A 22273-nucleotide genomic window follows, 5' to 3' on the forward strand; every position below is an offset into this window, starting at 1 on the left:
GGGGTGGGGGTGGCGTGGGTGCGAGGGAGGTGTGGCGGGCGGGCGGGTCGTCGGAGGGCGGGGAGATCTCCTCCGCAGAGTCGTCCTCCGCTGCCCCTCCGACAGTCATCGTCAGTTGGGGAACGTTGTTGGAACTCGAACCACTGACCGTCACCGGATTCTGTGCCGTCGGTGGCGAACCACCCCAGTCCGACACCTCGTTGCACGGGGAGTTCTCGGTGTTGTCGCACACGTAGGTGAAGTGGACTACCGCGGTGACCGTGTACACACCCGCTGGGGCGTCCGCGGGGAGGACGGCTCCCGTCACGCACTGGTAACCCTCGGTCAGTTTGACCCCGCGGCACGCGGGGTCACCGGTCGGCGAACAATGGGCGGCGTCGTCGGAACGGACCGCCGGGGTGGCCGGGCCGGCGGTCACGGTGAAGGAGACACTGGTGACGGTCCCGGCGGTGGCCGTCTTGTTGATGATGGTCAGGCAGCCGGGTCCGTTGCGGTTGCCGTCGAGATGCACACCGTTGACGTGAATGGATCGTCGACCGCTGTTGCCGGTCTCGCCGCCCGGCGTGCTGTTTCCCCCGGTCGATGTGCCCTGCGAGGTGGACGGGGAGCTGGAGCCTCCGTCAGTCGGGCGACTGGTGCCGGCATCGGGGTCGGTGCTGGTGCCGGCGCCTGTGCCGCGGTCGGCGTTCGGGTCGGCGTTGGGGTCGGTATCGGTGCCGTTCGAGCCGGCCACCGAGCTGACCGGTCCTTCGTCAGCGGCGTTCTGTCCGTCAATGGTGGCGGATCTGACCAGCCAGACGATCCCGAGCACTGCCACGAGGCCGAGGATGATCGCCAAGGCGATGGGCCGGGCACGCGTAGGGTGCATATAAGAAGAATATTCTCATTTCCGGCACTCTTCCTCCTGGGGTGGCAAGGGACGATGTGGCCCCGTCGGCCTACGGCTGCTCGGCGACCCCGCCCGCACCGACGCTGACCAGACCTGTCTCGTAGGCGACGATGACGGCCTGGACGCGGTCACGGAGTCCGAGTTTGGCGAGGATGCGGGCGACGTGTGTCTTGACGGTCGCCTCGGCCAGATGGAGGCGGGTGGCGAGTTCGGCGTTGCTCAGGCCGCGGGCCAGCAGGCCCAGGACTTCGAGTTCGCGTGGGGTGAGCGAGGCCAGGTCGCGGTGGAGGGTGGTGGTGTCGCTGCCCTGATGCGCGAACCGCTGGACGAGACGGCGGGTGATGGTGGGCGCGAGGAGGGCGTCGCCGGTACGGACCGTGCGGACGGCCGCGGTCAACTGCTCGGGGGTGACGTCCTTGAGGAGGAAGCCGCTGGCCCCGGCGGACAGGGCCGCGTAGACGTACCGGTCGAGGTCGAACGTGGTGAGGATGATGACGCGGGGCGTGTCGGCGGCCCCGGTGAGGATGCGGCGGGTGGCCTCCAGGCCGTCCATCTCGGGCATCCGGATGTCCATCAGGACCACGTCGGGCCGGGTACGGCGGACGGCGTCGACGGCTTCGCTCCCGTTGGTGGCCTCGGCGACCACGTCGATGCCGTCGGCGCGGAGGATCAACCGGAAGCCGGTGCGGACCAGGGTCTGGTCGTCGGCGAGGAGGACGCGCAGCGGCTCGGTCACGGTCCCTCCAGGGGGATCAGGGCTTCCACACGGTACCCGCCGGTCAGACGGCGGCCGGTGGTGAGGGTTCCGTCGTGGACGGCGAGGCGCTCGCGCAGCCCGATCAGCCCGCGGCCGCTTCCGACGGCCCCGCTGGAACGCCCACCGGTGTCGGTGACTTCCACCCGGAGCCGGTCCGGGCCGTAGTCGACGGTCACGGCGGCGCTGGCGCCGGACGCGTGCTTCACCGTGTTGGTCAGGGCTTCCTGGACCACGCGATAGGCGGCGAGTTCGAGGCCGGGCGGGAGCGGACGGGACGGCCCTGTCACGGTCAGGTCGACGGGCAGTCCGGTGTCCCGTACCCGCCCCACCAGCGATTCCAGCTGGTCCAGGCCGGGTTGAGGGGTCAGCTCCGCCGCCGCGTCGGCCGGGTCCGCTCCGCTGGACGTCCCCTCGTCCTCGTCGTTCATGGTGAGCAGTCCCATGACGTGGCGCAGTTCGGTCATGGCCGCCCGCCCACCCGCCTCGACGGCGAGCAGCGCCTCACCGGCCTCCTCGGGCGAGATCTTCATGATCTTGCGGGCCGCACCCGCCTGGATGATCATCACGCTCACGTTGTGCGTGACGACGTCGTGCAGTTCGCGGGCGATCCTGGCCCGCTCGTGCTCGACGGCCCGGCGCAACTCCTCGGCCCGTTCGCGTTCCAGGGCGGAGATCCGGGTACGGCCCTCGCCGGTCCGGAGTTTCCATGTACGCAGGCCGATCGCGGCCACGGCCATCGGGACCAGGATCAGCAGGGCGATGTAGTCGTTGGGGACGATCGGCGTCACCGAGTTCCCCGAGGTGCCGACCAGGACGACCGACACCGGCAGCGTCACCAGGGTCGCCACCCGGTACGGGCTGTACACGGCTGCGCTGTAGACGGCGACGATGAACGCGTAGAAGGTCAGCCGCAGCACGCTCTGCGGTGTCGCCAGTGTCGCCGCCGTCACGACACACAGCACGGCCAGCGGACAACGGCGGCGCAGCGCGAGGGCACCCGAGGCGACGACCGCGAGGGTCACCATGAAGGCCAGCCCGCCGGGCCCGGACGGACGCTCCATGGTGTACCCCACGCCGGGTGCGATCTCCCGCACCACCACGACGTCGACGTTGTCGATGGCGTAGTAGACGGTGGAGATTCCGAACACGAGCGCGACCAGCATGTCGAACTGCCAGGCCCGCCACGTGGGCCGCAGCGGCGGACCGCTGGGAACCCAGGCGTCGCGGACCGTACGGCGGGCGGCTCCCCGCATCCGCTCCAGCGTCGTACGTCCGTCCGTCACCGGATCATTTTCGCCGCCGCGCGGACCCGCGGAGTCCGCCCCCGTGGTCATTTCCGCCGTACCGGATACATCACCCGCCTACATCGCAGGGATGACGTTTCCGGGGCTCATCCCAGCTCGGTACGGCAAGGGGTTCGAGCGGGCGACGCGTGCCTGCGGGGCCCGCTCCTAGCGTTCACGCAGCCAACTTCCGTTACCCGAGGAGCCCTTCATGACCATGCCGGTGATCGAACTGCGCGAGGTGAGCCGCCGATACGACGACGGTCCGCCCGCTCTGCACGAGGCATCGCTGACCGTGCGACCCGGCGAGGCCGTCGCGATCCTTGGCCCCTCCGGCAGCGGCAAGTCCACGCTGCTGAACCTGATCGCGGGCCTGGACCGGCCCGACGAGGGGACCGTCACCGTGGACGGAGTGCGGGTGGACCGGCTCGGCGAAGCCGGTGCGGCGCTGTATCGGCGGTCGAAGATCGGCATGGTCTTCCAGTTCTTCAACCTGCTCGACGATCTGACCGTCACCGACAACGTCGTGCTGCCCGCCCGCCTGACCGGTATGTCACGGGGCGAGGCGGGCCGCAGGGCGGCGGAACTCCTGGAACTGCTGGGCATCGACCGGCAGGCCCGCGCCTACCCGGCACGTCTGTCCGGTGGCGAACGGCAACGCGTCGCGGTCGCCCGGGCGTTGATGAACCGGCCCGCGCTGCTCCTGGCCGACGAGCCGACCGGGGCCCTGGACACGGCCGCCGGACAGGACGTCAGCGAACTGCTCACCGGTCTCAACGCCGAGGGCCAGACCCTCGTCGTCGTCACCCACGACCTGGCACTGGCCCGGTCCTGCACCGACCGCACGGTCCGCATCGCCGATGGCCGGATCACGCAGGACACCGGGTCGCGGGCCGTCACCCCGGAGGCCGTCCGATGAGCGCGCTCGCCAAGGTGGTGCGCACGGGGGTCGCACGACGCCGGGTGCAGACGCTGGTGATCGGGCTCGCCACGATGATGGCGGTGGCCGCCTCCGTCCTCGGCGGAACCCTGCTCGCGGTCTCCGGCGCGCCTTTCGAGGACGCGTTCGCGGCACAGCGCGGCGCGCATCTGTCCATGCAGTTCGACGCGGACGGGGTCAGCGCCGGACAGCTGTCGACGTCCAAGGACACCGAAGGGGTGAGCGCCGCCGCCGGGCCGTTCCCCACGGCGACGCTCACCCCGCGGTCGGACGGGTTCGGGGGCCCCGGCTGGCCGATGACCGTGGTCGGCCGGGACGGTCCCGGCGAGGACGTGGACGAACTGACACTGCTCCACGGACGGTGGCCCACGCGCTCCGGCGAGATCGTGCTGTCCGCCGGCTCCGCGCTCTTCGCGACCCTGGGCACGAAGGTCACCTTCCCCGACCTGCCCGGTGACCCGACGCTGACGGTGGTGGGCGAGGCCCGCTCGGTCACGCAGACCGCCGACGCATGGGTACTGCCCTCCCAGATGCCCGCGCTCACCGCGCCCGGCAGCGGCGGCCGGCAGATGCTCTACCGCTTCACCGACGCCGGCACCGCCGCGCAGATCACCGCGGGCGGCAAGGCCGTGACCCGGTCCCTGCCGCCGGGAGCGGCCGTCGGCGAACAGTCCTGGCTCACCGTCAAGAAGACCGTCGAACGCGACACCGCCCTCTACGTTCCCTTCCTCATGGCCTTCGGCGCCCTGGGGCTGGTCATGTCGGTGCTCATCGTCGGCAACGTCGTCGCGTCGGCCGTCGGCACGGGAACGCGCCGTATCGGAGTCCTCAAAGCCGTCGGCTTCACCCCGGCCCAGGTCGTACGGGCTTATGTCGGCCAGGCGCTGATCCCGGCCGCCGTCGGCGCGGTCCTCGGAGTCCTCGCCGGGCACCTGCTCGCCGTGCCCGTGCTGGCCGAGGCCCAGGAGGTGTACAGCAGTTCCTCCCTGACCGTCGCTCCCTGGGTCGACCTGACGGTGATCGCGGGAGTGCTCGGCCTGGTGGCGGCGACCGCGTGGGCAAGTGCCCTGCGGGCCGGGCGCATGAGGACTGTCGACGCGCTCGCCGTAGGGCGTACGGCGTCGGCGGGGCGCGGACGGTGGGCGGCCCGGCTCGCCGGACGGCTGCCGCTGCCGCAACCCGTGGCGCTGGGCCTGGCGCGGCCTTTCGCACGGCCCGCCCGCGCGGTGGCCATGGGTACCGCCGTCCTGTTCGGCGCCATCGCCGTCACGTTCACCGTGGGGATGGGCGCCTCGCTCGGTCAAGTGATGACAGCAAGGGCCCACGACGCGGCTGATGTCGTCATCCCCGCGCCCATGCCGGACTTCGGGCCCCAGGGCCCAGGCTCCGAGAAGCAGCCCGAGGCCGATCCCACCGCGGTCTCCTCGGTCGCCTCGGTCGCCGCGGCCGTCAAGGCCGCCTCCGGAACCGGGAAGTACTACAGGGCTGCCACGGTACGGGCGACCGTGTCCGGCCTGACCGGCACCATCGAAGTGAACACCTTCACCGGCGACGCCTCCTGGGGCGGCTACACCATGGTCTCCGGCCGCTGGATCGAGCGCACCGGCGAGGCCGTGGTCCCCACCCCCCTCCTGGCCGCCACCAGCACCCGCGTCGGCGACACCATCACCCTCAACGGCCTGGCCGAACCGGTCACGGTCCGGATCGTCGGGGAGGTCTTCGACACCCGCAACGACGGCATGCAGGTCTTCACCGACGCCTCGACCCTCACCCCCGCACACCCCGACCTGACACAGACGAGCCATCACATCGCGGTCACCCCGGGCACCGACGTCACCGCCTACGTCGACACGTTGAACAAGAACCTGGCGCCCCTCGGGGTCACCGCCCGGGCCGGCGGGCTCAACTCCGGCAGCGACATGGTCGTCACCCTCAACGCGCTGTCCGCGATCCTCACCCTGATGCTCGTCGCCGTCGCCGCGCTGGGCGTACTGAACGGAGTGCTCCTCGACACCCGCGAGCGCGTCCGGGAGATCGGCGTCCACAAGGCGCTCGGCATGACTCCCCGACAGACCGTCGCCATGGTCCTCACCTCGGTCGTCGTGACCGGACTGGTCGCGGGCGCGCTGGGCGTACCGCTCGGCGTGGCCCTGCACGGCTGGGTCATCCCCGCGATGGGCGACAGCGTGGGGCTTCGCCTCCCCGGATCCGTCACCGCCGTCTACCACGCGGCCGAACTGCTCCCACTCACCCTCGGCGGCCTGCTCATCGCCACGCTGGGTGCGCTCCTGCCCGCCGGCTGGGCCGCACGAGCCCGGACCGCCACGGCGCTGCGTACCGAATAGGAGGGTGAGGTACGGAGGTTGTGGCTCCACCTCCAGATCTCAGACGCGGAGGTTGTGCCTCCGGGCCCCACGGCAGGTCGCGTGGGGCCCGGGCTCGGCGAGCGTGCGGTTCAGAACCAGTGCAGGCAGTGCGGGGAGCGGTCGCCGCGGAAGAGAGCGTCGGCGAGAGCGGCCGCGCCCGGGTGGTGGGCTCGGATGTGTCCGGCACGGACGAGCGTGCTCGGGGCGGTCCCGCCGAGATAGACCGAGCCCAGGTCGCGCACGTCCAGGGACAGGTCGGGCTCGCGGTCCGTGGGGACGCAGTCGGCCTTGCCGTCCCGGACGGTCAGCAGGTAGCGGCCGTGTTCGGCGAGGAACGGGTCGGCGACGTCGAGGACGAGTTCGCCGTCCATGAACCAGCCGCGCGCGGTCAGGGCACCGGGGATGTCCAGGATCCGCACCCAGAGCCAGTCCATCTGGCCGCTCACCTGGCCGGCGCGGAGGTCCGCGAGCTGCCAGCGCAGCGGGTGCTCGGGCGGGACGTGCTTGAACACCACCTCCGAGACCAGGTCATGTCCGAGGACGAACCGGGCCAGGGCCGTGAAGACGGCGTCGTCGGTGGCGATGGTCTCGTCGACCGTCAGGGTGCCGGAGTCGACCGAGTAGCTGGCGTACCCGTCCGGGACGCCGTCGGCGTCCCGGTGAACGGCGATGTGACGCTGCGCCGGCGAGATCGGCGGCTGCCCCGCGCGCAACGCCCACCAGCGGTGCGGCCGGGACAGCGCGCCGGGCTGGGCGCGGCGGTACCGGTCGTAGACCTCTTCCAGGATCTCGCCGCACTCGGCGCGCCGCAGCACCTCCACCGAGCCGGTCGTCTGGGCGTCGGCCGTTCCGGGTGCCCGGGGGAGGGTGAGCGCGGCCCGGTGGCGCTCCACCTTCAGCTGCGCCGTGCCGGTCGCAGGCCCGTAGCCGAACCGGCCGTAGATCGTGGCCTCGGAGGACAGCAGCACGGACAGGAACTCCCCACCGGCCCGCGTCCCGGAGAGCTGATGCCGCATCATCGCGCTGAGTGCGCCCTGGCGTCGGTGCGAAGGCAGGACGCCGACGGCGGTCAGCCCGGACACCGGGACGAGGGTCCCACCGGGCAGCGTGAGTTCGAAGGGGTACGTGCCGGCGGTGCCGACAGGCCGCCCGTCCGGCGTCAGGGCGAGCAGACAGCGGTCCGTCTCCAGCGCCGACCACCAGAGTCCGCCGCCGTCGACCGGGGTTTCCGGGAACATCCCGAACGCGGTATGGAGCGTGTCGACGAAGACGTCGAAGTCGTCGTCAGTCGTGGAACGAATCTCCATCGGCGGCGCTGCCTCCTCGAATACCGGCACCACAACGTGCGGTGTCCGGCGACAGTGCAGCGTCGACTCGTCGCCGGCGCAAGCGAATTACGACCTGTCGCGACGGCGGCCTGCTCGATCCCGCCGGGTACGGCTTACGTAAGATCGTCACAGGAATGTCCCCGAGGGCCGTGGGGCCATGGGGAGGTTAGGTGGCGATGTGACTCCGCTGGTGAGCCGGGCGACAGAGCTGGAACTTCTGGACGCGGTGCTCGACCGGACACTGGAGGGGGACGGCGGTTGTTCCGTCGTGGACCTCGCCGGGACCGCGGGCATCGGCAAGAGCCGGTTGATGACCGAGTTTTGCCGACGGGCGCAGGCCCGGGGGATGACGGTACTGCGCGGCCGGGCCAGCGAGTACGAACAGCACATCCCCTACCAGCCGTTCAGCGACGCACTCGCCGACCACGACATGGAGTTGACGGATCCGGGTGCCGAGAACGCGCGCGGCGACCGGTTCGGGCTGCAACGCTCCATCGCGAAGCTGCTCGTACGGATCGCCCGGAGCGGCACCGGCCCTGGCCCGGGCACCGACCCCGGCCTCGGTTACGGTCGCGGGCTGGTCGTGGCGTTGGACGACCTGCACTGGGCGGACCCCGCGTCCCTGGAACTCCTCGACCACGTCGTCCGCCATCCCCCGAACGCCCCCGTCGTGATCGTCGTGGCCCGCCGCAACCGTCAGACCACGGCCTCCCTGGACGCCGCGCTCACCCGGGGCATCGACATGGGTACGGTGCTGCGGTTGAACCTCGGCCCCCTCGCCGAACAGGCGTGCGTCGAAGTCCTCGCCCCCGGACTGGCACCCGGCATGGAACCCGGCCGGGCCGCCGAACTGTACGCCGCCAGCGACGGCAACCCCCTGTACTTCCTCGCCCTCCTCCAGGCCGGACAGACAGGACGGAACGCCGGGCAGGACACACCGCCGCACTCGACCGGGCTCGGCTCCGTCCTCCTGGACGAACTGACCCCGCTGACCACTGCGCAGCGCCGTACCGCCGAGGCGGTGGCCGTTCTCGGCGACCGTGGCAGCGCTTCCCTGCTGGCCGTGGTGAGCGGCCGGGACGAGGCCGACGTCGACGCGGACCTGGGAGCACTGGCCGAACGTGATCTGCTGCGGCCCGGGGCGGGAGGACGCTGGGCACTGCGCCACCCAGTGCTACGGGCTGTCGTACACGAAAGCATCCAGCCCCTGGAACGCGTGCGTATGCACCGTCTCGCCGCCGCCGCGCTGGCCGCCGCAGGTGCTCCCGCCAGCGAACGCGCCCACCACGTCGAACAGTCACTGACCGGCTGGGACCCGCAGGCCGTCGCCTTACTGTCCGAAGCTGCCGAGCGCTCCGCCGCCACCGCACCCGCGAGCAGCGCCCATTGGCTGGGCGTCGCCCTCTCCCACCTGCCCGACCAGCCGCAGCACGACACGCTGCGCCGCGATCTGATGCTGCGCCGGGCCCGTGCCCTGGGCGTGTGCGGAGGGCTGCGGGAGAGCCGGGACCTGCTGCACGAGGTGATCGCCATGTCACCGCCCGACGAGGCGGGGGCGTCAGGAAGCGTGCGGGCCTCCGCCGTGACACTGTGCGCGGTGATGGAGCGTCACCTGGGGCGGTACGCCGAGGCGGTCGCCCTGCTGCGCCGCGAGCTCTCCCGGTCACCGGGCCCGTCCGACGCCGACACGGTGGAACTCGGCCTCGAACTGAGCTCGTCCGCGCCGCACGACACCGCCTACCCCCAGCTGCGCGCCGACGTGGCCGCCACCCTCGACCTGGCCCGGTCCCTGGGCGACGAGGTCGCCCAGGCGGGCGCCCTCTCGATCGCGGCCCTCGGGGAGACGTACGAAGGCAACATGGGTGCCGCGCGGGAGGCCACCGACCGGGGCGCCGCGCTGGTCGACGCCCTGACCGACCACGACCTCGCGGGTCTGTGCGAGCCCCTGGCCCGGCTCGGCTGGGCCGAGGCCTTCCTGGAGCGGTACGCCGACGCCGAACGGCACGCCGACCGCGGCCTGGCCATCGCCCGGCGCGGCGGCCAGCTCTACGTCCTGCCGCACCTGCTGCTGTGCAAGGCGTACGTCCATATCCAGACCCTGCGCCTGGACTCGGCCATGGAACTCGCGGACGAGGCCGAGACGATCGCCCGTGGCGTCGGCAGCGACGAACTGCTGGCCTTCGTCCTCACCAACAAGGCGTACACGCAGTTGTTCGCCCTCCCGCTCGGCGACCGGGCCGCACTGGTGGTGGCCGAGGAAGCCGTCGCCGCGGCAGGGACGCGTACCAACTGGTGGGCGTCCATCGCCTGGTGCGTGCTCGCCCAGGCGGCGATGCACGCGGGTGATCCGCAGCGCGCCAGGGCCGCGATCCTTCGTGGTGGCGGAGGCGACGATCTGGACGCGCTCCATCCGTCCATGCGCCCGCTCATCCTGGAGATCCTCGTCACCTCCGCCATCCTGACCGGCGACACGGACGCCGCCGCGATCTGGGCGGAGCGGGCCCGTAAGGAGGCCGAACTGCTGGACCTCCCCTCGCAGCAGGCCTCGGCGCTGCGCAGCACCGCCCACTGTCTGTCCGCCGGCGGCGACACGGCAGCGGCCGTCGCACTGTTCGATGAGGCTGTGGACAAGACGGTCCGCGGGGGAGCGGTGCTGTGGGAGGCGTTCAGCCTGCTGCTCGGCGCACCCCTGGCCGCCGCCGGTGATCCGGACCGCGCCCGCGCCATGTGGACCCGTGCACGGCGGCTCGCCGTGACCGGCGGCGCGCGGCAACTGACGGGCCTGGCCGACATGATCCACCCCCTCGTGCACACCGTGCCCCCGGCCCAGCCTCCGCTCCCGGGCCTCTCCGCCCGCGAACGCGAGATCGCCGCGCTGGTCGCCGCGGGCCTGACCACCCCCGCCATCGCCGCCCAGCTCTTCCTCAGCCCCCGCACGGTCGAGTCCCACCTCGGCCGCATCTACCGCAAGACCGGCGTCACTTCGCGGGCCGCCCTCGCCGTCCTCCAGACCAGATCGGAGCTGGGCGACACGACGACCGGGACGACGGGGACCACCGAGGTCACCTGAGCCCATCTGAGCTCACCGATCGTTCGCCGACCCCGTCTCGACGGCCGGTCGGTCCGTGGGACGGAAGACGGCTTCGCCTTCCCACAGGCGGGAGAAGAGTGCGCCCGGGTTCAACTGGGCTTCGTCGTCGCCGTCGCTCTTGGTGAACACCTCGTCCACGAGGAGGGTGCGCAGGTACTCCTGGACACCCTCGCCGTACCCCTGTCGGTAGTCGTCGATGTCGAAGTGGTGCTCGGCTTCCACAGGGGCCTGTACATCGTGGTCGTCCGCGATGACGAGGCGTCCCCGGATGGTGCGTGCCTCAAGGGTGTGGTCGTTGTAGTAGCCGTAGACGATGTCCGCCTCGATGTCGCCGCTGACGTGCATGTCGCCTTCGGTGTACAGCGCCTTGGCCGTCAGGTCCCCGCCGATGACGATGCCCGAGGCCGGGCGCGAGTCCGCCAGGCAGCCCTCGACGGTCAGGGAGCCGGTGACGACGAAGGAGCGCATCACCTGAAGGTTTCCCTCTACGACGAGGTCGCCGTGGTGGAAGAAGGGAGCGCGGAGCTCCTGCTCGCTCACCAGGGTCCTGGTTGTGCCCGTGTCGCCCAGGACTCTCCGGCAGAGCTCCAGGAGCCATACGAAACCGTCAGGGCCGCAGTCGCGCTTCAGCGTGTCGATGAAGTGCTGGTAGCTGTCGTACGTCTCGTCGACGTGCCGCCGCAGGCTGGGGTTGTCCTCGTCGTCGGTACGGAGTTCCGCTGCGGCCCGGCGTACGGCCTGCATGTCGATGGGCCGTGGTCCGCCCTCGGTGAAGGGGTAGCGGACGTGTGCGGGTGCCCCTGCTTTCTCCAGCATGGGCACGATCTGTGATCGGGCGCGTCGTTGATGGTCGTTGCGCTGGTCCAGGCGCAGCGCGATGCCCAGGGGTGTCTGTCCGAGTTGGTTGACGGCGGCGGTGTCGGCGCCGTGCTGGAGCAGGAGTTCCACCAATGGGGGCTGGGCCGAGCTCACGGTGGCGTGCAGGGGTGTGTTGCCGAGGCTGTCGGTGTCGGTCGTCGGAGCGCCATGGTCGAGCAGGAAGGCGTAGACCGGGGTGGCGGTGGTGCTGTGGTGCGCGAACGACCCGCCCATGACATCCCCGCGGGGTCCGTCGAGGCGGGCGCCGTGCTCGACGAGGAGCTCCAGTATCGCGACCGAGCGGTCGACGGCGGCTTGCGGTGCGGTGTTGTTGAGGAGGACGGCCCGGGCGGCGGGCGTGACGCCGGTCCGGTCGCGGGCGTGCACGTCCGCCCCCGACTCCAGCAGAGCGCGCACCATTTCCAGTGAGGGCAGCGGGTCCCTGTCCCGGTAGGGGGCCTGGACCGCCCGGTGCAAGGGGGTGGCGCCCTGCTCGTCGGGCGCCGACACCTCGGCGCCCTCGGCCAGCAGGGCGCGTATCCTCGCGACCTGCTCCAGAGGCCGAGCACCGTGCGCAGGGCTGACCGCGTGAAAGAGGTCGTCGACTGTTCCCGTCATGGCCCGGACCGTAGCCGACGTCCACGGCGATCAGGGGTCCTGATGGCGCCGGGGACGAAGGTTAGGTAGCCGGTTGCGTGGTTTCACGGCATGGCGCGCTTCCCGTCTCGGCGGCTCTTCAGGTATTGGCGGCCGGTACGGGGATCGGCGGGCCTGTCGCGGCCCCGGCCCGTTCACCTCAAGGCGTTGAGCCGGAGCGTACGTGCCGGCGGGTCAGCTTCCTCCATCCCGTCAGCGGCTCCGGAACCGTGGCCGGGGCCGGATGGTCCGGCCGGCGCGCCAACTGCGTGGGGTGCGCTGCCTGGATCTGCCCCCACGTCGTCGCGGGGCACCGGCCCTGGGGACTGACCGTCAGGAACTTCTCGTACGGCACCTCTCGCAGGGGGACGTCGATTTCCATCCAGTGGTCCTTGCCGGAGACCTCGTCCCAGCCGTCGTTGGGGATCCGGATGTGGTCGCGTCGCGCGTCCTTGTTCTGGCTGGTGATCTGGAGGACGCCGGCATGGTCCTCGTGGCAGCTCACCACGACGCAGTAGTGCTGGGACTCCTCCCCGGTCCCTTCACGGTAGGGGACCATGGCCAGCCATATCTCGCCCGGCTCCGGCAGGGTCGGCCGGCTCGGCGGCCGCGGCCGCCTCGGCCTGCCGGGACTGTCTGCGGCCTGCCGGCCCCACCACCGCACGACGAGGAAGAACACCATGGCCGTGAGCCCCGCGGCCGGGATCTCCAGCATCGAGGTGACCATCCACTTCGCATACGGGTCCGCGGGCTCCTCCATCGTGGCGCGCAGCGCCCCCGGCTCCAGCTGGGACCGGGTCAACGCCACCGCCGCCGCGCAGAGACCGAGGAGCACGGCAGCACGGGCGAGCGGCAGCCACCATCGGAAGGACTGGCCGCGGCCGGCCGCCCAGGCCACGACGACCGCGGTCAGCAGGGATATCCCCGCCAGCACCGGTCGCGCAGCTCCGTCGACGTGCTGCGGAGGCGACTGCGCCGCCATGAACCCGGGAACGACGACCGGAACCAGGAGGAGATATCCGACCACGTACCACTTCAACAAGAGCGCAACTGTCAGCAGACATGACTGCTCACGACGGCGCCTCATAGACCCCCCCAACCACACATGACGGCGCGACGGCCTGACACCCGCCGTTCTCGTACTCCGCACACTTCCTCGCCGCTGTTCTCAAGCGCCTTCGGAAGCAGGCATACCTGCCGTCTCCTCGGACATCTGAAGCTCGCTGAGACCCGCATCGACGGGGACGGCGGACTGGGACCGGGCGTCGCTCAGAGCCTTGGCCGTCATCCGGGGCACCCACACAGCCGCCGCAGCGCACCGTACTCGCACCGTTCACCCGCGTTCTCTCCGCTCGGTCACCCCGGAGGCATCCAGGGTCCGGTGGTCACGCTTCCGCATGCTCGGTGCGAGGGCTTCGGTGAAAGTACGCAATCGCCTACCCAACTCCTGAGCTGGGGACTTCTTGGCCAGGCCCCGCATCCACGGACCGTCTAGCCTGGGCCGATGAGCACTCCCACCTCGCTGTTGCGGGCCTTTCGGCCTCAAGTCCAAGAGCGTCTCTACGACTTCTACGATGAGCTGCGGAGCGCCGACGACCTGTTCTGGGACCGCAGTCTGCGCGCGTGGGTCGCGACCGGGCATGCCGTGGTCAGCAAGGCGGCGGGTGACCCGGGGCTGTCCTCGGTGCGCTATCCCGACATCGAGGACGTCTCCGAGGAACTGCGGCCGCTGGCCACGGTCCTGAGTCGGCAGATGCTCTACAACGACGCCCCCGACCACCCCAGGCTGCGGAGCCTGATCAGCAAGGCCTTCACTCCCCGGGCGGTGGAGACGCTCCGCGGCCGGATCGTCGAGGCCGTCGACCGGATCATCGCCGAGGCGGCGCCGACCGGGCGGATGGACATCGTCGCGGACCTCGCCAGGCCCCTGCCCCTCACCATCATCTGCGACCTCCTCGACGTACCGGAGCAGAACCGCCCCGCTCTCGCCGCCTGGTCCGAGCCGGTCGCCGAAGCCATCGGCAACTCCCGGCTGGACGCCGACCGCAACCGCGAGGCCTCACAGAGCATGACCGACATGCTCGCCTACTTCCGCGCACTCCTCACCCACCACGACGCCCCGCCGGCCTCTCACCCCCTGCGCGCCCTGGTGAGCACACAGGCCGAGAACACCGACCAGGACCTCGACGAACTCCTCGCCAACTGCGCCCTGCTCCTGATCGCCGGCCACGAGACCACCACCCACTTCATCGGCAACGCCACCCTCGCCCTGCTCCGCCACCCGCACGCGGCCGATCAACTGCGCGGCCGGCCCGAACTGATGCCCGCCGCGGTCGAGGAACTCCTGCGCTACGACGCCCCGGTACAGCTGATGCTGCGCCGCGCACGCCACGAACTGGACCTGGCGGGGCGCACCATCGCCGAAGGACAGACGGTGCTCCTGGTGGGCGGCGCCGCGAACCGGGATCCGGCCGCGTTTCCCGATCCCCATGTGCTGGACTTCGAACGGCCCGGCGGACGGCACATGGCATTCGGGCACGGTCCGCACTTCTGCCTCGGCGCGGCCCTGGCCCGGCTGGAAGGCGCGATCGTCCTGGAAGCACTCCTGACCCGGCTCCCCGGCCTACGGCTCGACGGCCCCGCCCCGCAGTGGCAGCGCAGCCTCAACTTCCGGGGGCTCACCCGCCTGGACGTCACCTTCACCCCGTCGTCGGGCGATCCCGACAGCGACAACCAGGCCGTGCCGACCACCAGTTACCCGTACGGCGTCGACTCCGCGACACACGTCGGCGCGTGCCCTGTCCGCTCCGTGCCCGACCACATCACCGGCGCCTGACCACGGGTCCGGCGCCCCCGAACCCGAATCTGCCGGCGACAAGTCGGCCGCGTTCCGAGTGAGGAAGAACCGACAAGTACGCCAGCCCGACGCCCGGTTGGAGGACCTCCGAGGGGACCGCCTCACGAGCCGAGCGGAGCTGTCGGGGGTCGCCGGGCGGGGAACGGGGCGGCCGACATGAGCGAGGGGTGTGGATCGTCGTCGGCCGGCTGCTGCGGACCCTGACGAGACAGCCTGGTGGCTCGGTGCCTCCTGGGAGAACGCGCCGGCACAACAGGGGCGGTACGCCGCCGAGATGGCCGTACGCGCGAGGATCGGGCGCCACGGCGAGTCAGCGCCCTGCCTGACCAGAACCCGGCGGCCTGGCGCGGGGGGTGGACATGCACGGCGGCGATTCCGGAGGCGGTTTCGGGGGGGCGGCGCCTGACCCGGCCTGCCTTGTCGGGGTGGATGCGAGGATGCGGGTGTGTACAGGTATCTGGTCGTCCGCTCGGACTGTCTTCACGGCGAGAGCGTTCCGTCATGCGTGCTGCGCGAGTACCTGGACTCCGTGCCCGGCCTGCGGAGGACCGACCTGGCCTTCTACACGGCCGCCGAAGGCTTCGACTGGCTCCACGTGACCATCGCCGCGTGTGACGGCGCCGGCAACTACGCCGCCCATACAGGGCGGGTGCCGCGGCGAGTCAACATGGTGGAGCTGATCTGCTCCTCGGCCGGCGGCCGCTCGGCCTATGACGCCCTCCGGGAACTCGCAGTGAGGATCGCCGACTTGCTCGGCTGGGAGGTGGCCGACTCCGAGAGCGACGAGGTCCTGTACGCCAGGCCGACTGTGACCGCTCCGTCAAGGTGCGTCGCCGAATGTCGGACGTGCGCGACGCCGGAGGGCACGTGCAGGGCTCGAATCGGCGATCAGCAGGACACCAGGCTGATGGGCGGGACGTAGAGCGCGGACAGCACCCCGTCCCCGGGAACGTCGACGGGGACGGGGGCGGTCGTGTCGGTCAGCTCCAAGTCGGACGGCAGGTATCGCAGCGAGATGTCTTCGCTGACGTAGAGCACCGAGAGGGAGCCCTGGCAGTCGGAGCCCCCGGGCGGGGCGGTGTCGGGGACTCTGCCGTCCTTCGGGCCGGCCTTGAGGGAGGTGACGCTGATCGGCGTGTACCGGTACTCGTAGGAGGCAGGGCTGACGGCGGTCTCCTCCCTCGTCTTCTCGAACTCGACCCAGTAGCGGGCGAGCTTCACCTTGACTGCCTTGCACGGCCGTTGGATCGCCTCCGGGGTGAAGTTGATGCCGGAGGAGTCCAGGGTCAAGCCCTGGGACTGGTACGCGCCGCTGCTGTTGGGCAGTTCCTTGAGATAGGTCGTCAGCTCTTCGACGCTCATGCCGGTGGTCTTCACGCACTCCGTGGGCGCGGCCGTCGTCGGGCTCTGCGTCGGTGTGGTCGGGTCGGGGGCAGCGGTGTAGTGAGCGAGCTCGGACGGGGAAGCCTTCTCGGACGGGGAGGACCGGGCGGTCGGCTCGTCCTCGGAACACCCTGAGACGGTGAGCAGCGCTGCCACGGCAGCGGCCGGAATGAAGAACGTACGTGCACTTCCCATGACTTCCCCCGCCTGCTTCGAGACCGCTCACCGGCAATCGACCTTGCTGCCCGCCACAGAGTCACACAGGCCACCGACACTCCGCGCGCACCGCGGGCCCCTGCGGCGAAAGTCCGTAGCGGATTGCGTAGTTCTACGGAAACGCCTCGTCTGAGGTGCGGACGGGCCTCACCACTACCGTCTTCCGCTTCCTCGTCGGATCCTTGCGGAGACTCTCACGGAGTTTGCGGTAGCGGATCGGTCTCCCGGCGTCGTGAAGGCAACGTGACGGGCCCCCTCCCCGCACTCAAAGTGACCCAGCCGTCCCACCTCCGGTTTGCCCCCGCTATCGATGGCGTACCGGTCAAGCTCGGACTCCTCTTGCCGTCCGCTGTCGCGGCCACGCTCCTGGCGCCTCCGCAGCTGGTCCTCTACGTATCTCTGACGCTCAGACGACACTCGATTGTCGAGCAATTACAATATCGACGCATAATCTTGCGTTCAGATATCGGTGGTGGTTGAGTGTGGCCCGCCCCACAGCGCACCCGCACAGTCGGTGGGGCCTCCTGCACGTCATGCCTGGAGGGGACCCACCCATGAGAGTTGCCCGGTTCCGTCGTTCGTGCCGCGCCGGCGCGGTCGCCGTTGTCTCCGCGCTCACCCTGACCGCCCTGGCCGCCTGCGGCACCAGCAGCAGCGACAACGGCGACGGTTCCGAGGGGAGCGGATCGAGCGACCCCTCCGCCCCGCTGGATCCCAAGACGAAGGTGACCATCACCATCGACTGCATGCCCCCGAAGGCGAAGGCGGCCGAGCTGAAGGAGTGGAAGGAGGACGTCGCCGAGTTCAACAAGACGTACCCGAACGTCACCATCGAGGGCCGCTCCACGCCGGGGCAGTGTCTGGAGCCGGCGCGGTTCACGGCCATGCTCAAGGCCAAGTCGCAACCGGACGTCTTCTACACCTACTTCACCGACCTGGACCAGGTGCTCTCCGAGGACGGCGGCGCCGACATCAGCGCGTACGTCAATGACAAGACGGTTCCGGCGCTCAAGGACATCGACCCCAACGTGCTCGGCCAGCTCAAGAAGGACGGCAAGCTCTACGGTCTGCCCACCAGCAACTACACGATGGGCCTGCTCATCAACCGCAAGCTGTTCGAGCAGGCCGGGCTCGACCCCGACAGCCCGCCGCGCACCTGGGACGAGGTCCGCGCCGCCGCCAAGAAGATCGCCGAGCTCGGTGAGGGCATCGCCGGCTTCGGCGAGTACAGCGCCGGCAACACCGGCGGCTGGCACTTCACCGCCCAGCTGTACAGCCGGGGCGGGAACATGGTCGACGCGAGCGGCGAGAAGGCCGCCTTCAACGACGACCTCGGCAAGCAGGTCGCCGAGAACCTCCACGCCATGCGCTGGGCGGACGACAGCATGGGCAGGACCCAGCTGCTGAAGTGGGGCGACCTCCAGAAGCAGATCGCCACCGACAAGCTCGGCATGTACCTCGCCGCCCCGGACGACATCGCGTACATGGTCCAGCAACTCGGCGCCCAGTACGAGAACTTCGGAATGGGCCCGATCCCGGGCGAGCAGAGCACCCTCGCCGGCGGCAACAACTACATGATCAAGAAGGGCATCTCCGGCGACAAGATCAAGGCCGCGATCGCCTGGCTCGACTTCAAGAACCTCAGCGTCGGCAAGGGCCAGTTCGACTGGGAGCGGAGCAAGGCCGACAAGCTCCCCGTCGGTGTGCCGCAGCCCAACTTCTGGCTGAACGAGTCCAAGACCAAGGACGACGCCGCGCGCCAGGCCAACGCGACCATGCCGGTCGCCAACTTCAAGGCGTTCATGGACAACCCGGTTCCGGGCAAGGCCGAGCCGCCGAAGGCCCAGGAGATCTACAAGGTCCTCGACAACGTGATGTCCGGCATCCTCACCAACAAGAACGCCGACATCGACAAGCTGCTGTCCACCGCTGAGTCGCAGGTCAACCAGGTCCTGGCCAACCAGTGACCGGCCCGGGCGGGGCGGCCCACCCCGGGCGGCCCCGCCCGACAGCGGATACGGCAGCGGATACGCCAGCACATACGGCAGCCCAGTACCGAGGAGCGACGATGTCGGCCCCGAGCCTGACCCCGAGCAAGGCGGGACCTCCCCGCCCTCCCGAGCCGCGCGCGCCGGGTCCGTCGGCCCCCGGCGCCTCCTTCGCCACCAGCCTCAGGCGCAACCTGACAGCCCACGGCTTCCTCATCGGAGCCGTGCTCTGCTTCCTGGTGTTCTCCTGGTACCCGATGATCCGGGAGTTCTTCCTCGCCTTCCAGAAGACCGAGAGCGGACAGACGACCTGGGTCGGCTTCGACAACCTCGTCACCGTCTTCAACGACCCGGCCTTCTGGCAGGCTTGGCGCAACACGCTCCTGTTCACCGTCCTCGCCCTGGTCTTCGGCTTCGCGGTGCCGTTCGTCGTCGCCGTCGTCATCAACGAGTTCCGGCACGGACAGGGCTATCTGCGGCTGCTCGTCTACCTGCCCGTCATGCTCCCGCCCGTCGCCTCGGTCCTGCTCTTCAAGTACCTCTACGACCCCGGATACGGACTCCTCAACGAGGTGTTCGGCTTCTTCGGCCTGCCCGAACAGCAGTGGCTCCAGGACCCCGATCTGTCCATGCTCTCCGTCGTCATCGCCGCGACCTGGATGAACATGGGCGGCGCCACCCTGATCTACCTCGCCGCGCTCCAGGGTGTCCCCGGCGAACTGTACGAGGCGGCGGAACTCGACGGGGCGGGCCTGCTCCGCAAGATCTGGCACGTCACCATCCCGCAGACCCGGCTCGTCCTGTCGCTGATGCTGCTCATGCAGATCATCGCGACGATGCAGGTCTTCGTCGAACCCTTCCTCCTCACCGGCGGCGCCGGCCCCGAAGGCTCCACGACCACCGTCGTCCACCTGATCTACCAGTACGCCTTCAACTTCAACAACTACGGTGCCGCGGCGGCGCTCGGCCTGTTGCTCCTCGTACTCCTCGCCGGATTCTCGGCGCTGTACGTCAAGCTCAGCCGCGCCGAGGACAAGTAGGCCAGGGGAGTCCACCATGTCGACACGCACACTCGTCTCGCCGGCCGCCCTCGCCAGGCCGAAAGGCAAGGCGCTGTACTGGACCGTCTTCGCCGTGGTCGTCGCAGGCTTCACCCTGACGTTCCTCGGACCGCTCTACTGGCTGGTCTCCAGCGGGTTCAAGGACACCCAGGAGGTGATCCGAACCCCGCCCACCCTGGTGCCCGAAAGCTTCACGCCGGACAACTACAGCCGGGCCTGGGACGTCATGGATCTCTCCTCGCTCCTCTTCAACACCCTGTACTACGCGTTCGGCGCCCTCGCCTTCCAACTCGTCCTGGACGTGGCGGCCGCGTACTCGCTGTCCAAGCTGCGCCCCGTGCTGGGCAAGGCGATCCTGGGCATGATGCTCGCCACCCTGATGATCCCGGCGACCGTGCTCGTCGTCCCGCAGTACCTGACGGTGCTCGACGTACCGCTCGTGGAGCGCAATCTGCTGAACTCGCCCTGGGTGATCTGGCTGCCGTCCGTCACCAACGCCTTCAACATCTTCCTGCTGAAGCGCTTCTTCGACTCCATTCCGCAAGAACTGCTCGACGCCGCCTCCATGGACGGCGCCGGCCCACTGCGGACCCTGCGGTCCATCGTGCTGCCGATCTCCCGCCCCATCCTCGGCGTGGTGTCGATCTTCGCGGTCGTCGGAGTCTGGAAGGACTTCCTGTGGCCGATGCTCACCCTGCCCGACCCCACCAAGCAGACCCTCAACGTCGGTATCTACTCACTGTCCAACGGCGTCCCCGTCAACGTACTGATCGCGGCGCTCACCGTCGCCTCGATACCGACCCTGCTCATCTTCCTGGTCTTCCAGCGCAACATCATGAGCGGCCTGACCGCCGGAGGCCTCAAGGGCTGACGACCACGACGCGAACGCGGCTCCGCCCATCCCCTCGAAGCAGCACCTCTTCCTGCCCGAAAGGAACACTCTGTGGCAGCCCCTCGTACGCCCCGCACCGACCACTGGTGGCGCGACGCCGTCATCTACCAGGTGTACCCACGCAGCTTCGCCGACGGCGACGGCGACGGCACCGGTGACCTCGCGGGCGTCCGGGCGAGACTGCCCTACCTCGCCGAACTCGGCGTCGACGCCGTGTGGTTCACCCCGTGGTACGCCTCACCCCTCGTCGACGGCGGCTACGACGTCGCCGACTACCGCACCATCGACCCCGCCTTCGGCACCCTCGCCGAGGCCGAGAAGCTGATCGCCGAGGCCGCCGCACTCGACATCCGCGTCATCGTCGACATCGTCCCCAACCATGTCTCCGACCAGCACGCCTGGTTCCAGGCAGCCCTGGCCGCCGGGCCCGGCAGCCCCGAGCGAGAGCGCTTCCACTTCCGCCCCGGACGCGGCGTTCAAGGCGAACTGCCCCCGAACAACTGGCCCTCCCAGTTCTCCGGGCGCACCTGGACCCGCGTCCCGGACGGCGAGTGGTACCTGCACCTCTTCACCCCCGAGCAGCCCGACCTCAACTGGTCCCACCCCGAGGTCCGCCAGGAACACGAGGACGTCCTGCGCTTCTGGTTCGAGCGCGGTGTCGCCGGCGTCCGCGTCGACTCCGCGGCGCTGCTCGCCAAGCACCCCGCACTCGCCGACTTCGAGGAGGGCGTGGACCCCCACCCCTACATCGACCAGGACGAACTCCACGACATCTACCGGTCCTGGCGTGCCGTCGCCGACGCATACGGCGGCGTCTTCGTCGGCGAGGTGTGGCTGCCCGACACCGAGCGCTTCGCGCGCTACCTGCGCCCCGACGAACTCCACACCGCGTTCAACTTCACCTTCCTCGCCTGCCCCTGGGAGCCCGGCCGCCTGCGCCGCGCCATCGACGACACCCTCGCCGAGCACGCCCCGGTCGGCGCCCCCGCCACCTGGGTGCTGTGCAATCACGACGTGACCCGCACGGTCACCCGCTACGGCCGCGAGGACACCGGGTTCGACTTCGCGGCCAAACGCTTCGGCACCCCCACCGACCTCGCCCTGGGCACCCGCCGGGCCCGGGCCGCCGCACTGCTGACCCTCGCCCTGCCCGGATCCGTCTACCTCTACCAGGGTGAGGAACTGGGTCTGCCCGAGGCCGACATCCCCGTCGACCGCATCCAGGACCCCATGCACTTCCGCTCCGGCGGCACCGACCCCGGCCGCGACGGCTGCCGAGTGCCCCTGCCGTGGGAGGCACAGGCCCCCGCCTACGGCTTCGGCGCGGGGGCCGCACCCTGGCTGCCCCAGCCCGAGGACTGGGCTCAGCACGCGGTCGACCGCCAGAGCGCCGACCCGCACTCGATGCTCACGCTCTACCGCGAGGCGCTGCGCATCCGCCGGTCCGAGCCCGCCTTCGGCGACGGGCCGATGCGGTGGCTGCCCGCCGAAGAGGGGGTGCTGGCCTTCGCCCGCCCCGGAGGACCGATCTGCGTGGCCAACCTGTCAGCGACCCCCGTGGACCTGCCGGCGCACGGCGAAGTCCTGCTGGCCAGCGGGCCGTTGGGTGCCGACGGGAGACTGCCGTCGGACGCGGCGGTGTGGCTGCGGGCCGACTGACGCGCCGATCTCCGCGTGCCCGGCCGGTCGAACGTCGGCCGGGCAGGCGGGCACCCTCTAGCCGCAATT

The 22273-nt window shown here is 70.4% G+C and carries 15 protein-coding genes and 1 pseudogene; 9 read left to right on the forward strand and 7 right to left on the reverse strand.

From position 1 onward, the window contains the following. The 3 genes and pseudogenes from HLK59_RS23460 to HLK59_RS23470 all read right to left on the reverse strand — a co-directional run. Positions 1–868 (reverse strand): annotated as a pseudogene (locus HLK59_RS23460) (hypothetical protein); the annotation flags it as partial. Between the two features lie 70 nt (positions 869–938). Continuing rightward, complete coding sequence (locus tag HLK59_RS23465; RefSeq protein ID WP_171143475.1) at positions 939–1625, reverse strand: response regulator transcription factor; 687 nt, start codon at positions 1623–1625, stop codon at positions 939–941. After that, the gene (locus HLK59_RS23470; RefSeq protein ID WP_240982605.1) at positions 1622–2899 is read right to left on the reverse strand and encodes a histidine kinase; all 1278 of its coding nucleotides are present in this window, start codon (positions 2897–2899) and stop codon (positions 1622–1624) included. Before HLK59_RS23470 ends, HLK59_RS23465 begins: the two co-directional genes overlap by 4 nt. Positions 2900–3140: 241 nt before the next feature. Here HLK59_RS23470 and HLK59_RS23475 point away from each other — a divergent pair, with 241 nt between their 5' ends. Further along, the gene (locus HLK59_RS23475) at positions 3141–3848 is read left to right on the forward strand and encodes an ABC transporter ATP-binding protein (RefSeq protein ID WP_171143477.1); all 708 of its coding nucleotides are present in this window, start codon (positions 3141–3143) and stop codon (positions 3846–3848) included. Continuing rightward, the gene (locus HLK59_RS23480) at positions 3845–6214 is read left to right on the forward strand and encodes an ABC transporter permease (protein ID WP_171143478.1); all 2370 of its coding nucleotides are present in this window, start codon (positions 3845–3847) and stop codon (positions 6212–6214) included. The genes HLK59_RS23475 and HLK59_RS23480 overlap by 4 nt, the downstream gene beginning before the upstream one ends. A gap of 110 nt (positions 6215–6324) precedes the next feature. On the opposite strand, the gene HLK59_RS23485 is transcribed toward HLK59_RS23480, so the two are convergent. Further along, entirely contained in the window at positions 6325–7542 is a 1218-nt protein-coding gene (locus tag HLK59_RS23485; RefSeq protein WP_171143479.1) for a GNAT family N-acetyltransferase, read from the reverse strand. A gap of 178 nt (positions 7543–7720) precedes the next feature. On the opposite strand from HLK59_RS23485, the gene HLK59_RS23490 reads away from it, so the two are divergent. Beyond that, on the forward strand, positions 7721–10633 hold the full coding sequence (locus HLK59_RS23490; protein ID WP_171143480.1) for a LuxR family transcriptional regulator: 2913 nt from the start codon (positions 7721–7723) through the stop codon (positions 10631–10633). A 12-nt stretch (positions 10634–10645) separates the two neighbouring features. Here the strand turns inward: HLK59_RS23490 and HLK59_RS23495 are convergent, their stop codons facing one another. Beyond that, complete coding sequence (locus HLK59_RS23495; protein WP_171143481.1) at positions 10646–12130, reverse strand: ankyrin repeat domain-containing protein; 1485 nt, start codon at positions 12128–12130, stop codon at positions 10646–10648. 178 nt (positions 12131–12308) lie between these two features. After that, complete coding sequence (locus HLK59_RS23500; protein ID WP_171143482.1) at positions 12309–13190, reverse strand: phage holin family protein; 882 nt, start codon at positions 13188–13190, stop codon at positions 12309–12311. Between the two features lie 462 nt (positions 13191–13652). Here HLK59_RS23500 and HLK59_RS23505 point away from each other — a divergent pair, with 462 nt between their 5' ends. Next, positions 13653–14984, forward strand: a complete 1332-nt coding sequence (locus tag HLK59_RS23505) for a cytochrome P450 (RefSeq protein WP_171143483.1) — start codon at positions 13653–13655, stop codon at positions 14982–14984. Between the two features lie 466 nt (positions 14985–15450). Continuing rightward, positions 15451–15927: a hypothetical protein gene (locus HLK59_RS23510; RefSeq protein WP_171143484.1), complete on the forward strand. Its 477-nt coding sequence runs from the start codon at positions 15451–15453 to the stop codon at positions 15925–15927. Here HLK59_RS23510 and HLK59_RS23515 read toward each other — a convergent pair. Further along, the gene (locus HLK59_RS23515) at positions 15894–16583 is read right to left on the reverse strand and encodes a hypothetical protein (protein WP_171143485.1); all 690 of its coding nucleotides are present in this window, start codon (positions 16581–16583) and stop codon (positions 15894–15896) included. The genes HLK59_RS23510 and HLK59_RS23515 overlap by 34 nt on opposite strands. Positions 16584–17158: 575 nt before the next feature. Here HLK59_RS23515 and HLK59_RS23520 point away from each other — a divergent pair. From HLK59_RS23520 to HLK59_RS23535, 4 genes are all read left to right on the forward strand, one after another. Beyond that, a complete protein-coding gene (locus HLK59_RS23520; protein ID WP_171143486.1) occupies positions 17159–18571 on the forward strand; it encodes an extracellular solute-binding protein in 1413 nt (470 codons plus the stop codon). A 101-nt stretch (positions 18572–18672) separates the two neighbouring features. After that, a complete protein-coding gene (locus HLK59_RS23525) occupies positions 18673–19632 on the forward strand; it encodes a sugar ABC transporter permease (protein ID WP_171143487.1) in 960 nt (319 codons plus the stop codon). A gap of 16 nt (positions 19633–19648) precedes the next feature. After that, the gene (locus HLK59_RS23530; RefSeq protein WP_171143488.1) at positions 19649–20524 is read left to right on the forward strand and encodes a carbohydrate ABC transporter permease; all 876 of its coding nucleotides are present in this window, start codon (positions 19649–19651) and stop codon (positions 20522–20524) included. Positions 20525–20596: 72 nt separating this feature from the next. After that, complete coding sequence (locus tag HLK59_RS23535; protein WP_171143489.1) at positions 20597–22204, forward strand: glycoside hydrolase family 13 protein; 1608 nt, start codon at positions 20597–20599, stop codon at positions 22202–22204. Positions 22205–22273 lie beyond the last annotated feature (69 nt).

This window comes from Streptomyces sp. S3(2020) (assembly GCF_013044505.1).
GTDB lineage: Bacteria > Actinomycetota > Actinomycetes > Streptomycetales > Streptomycetaceae > Streptomyces.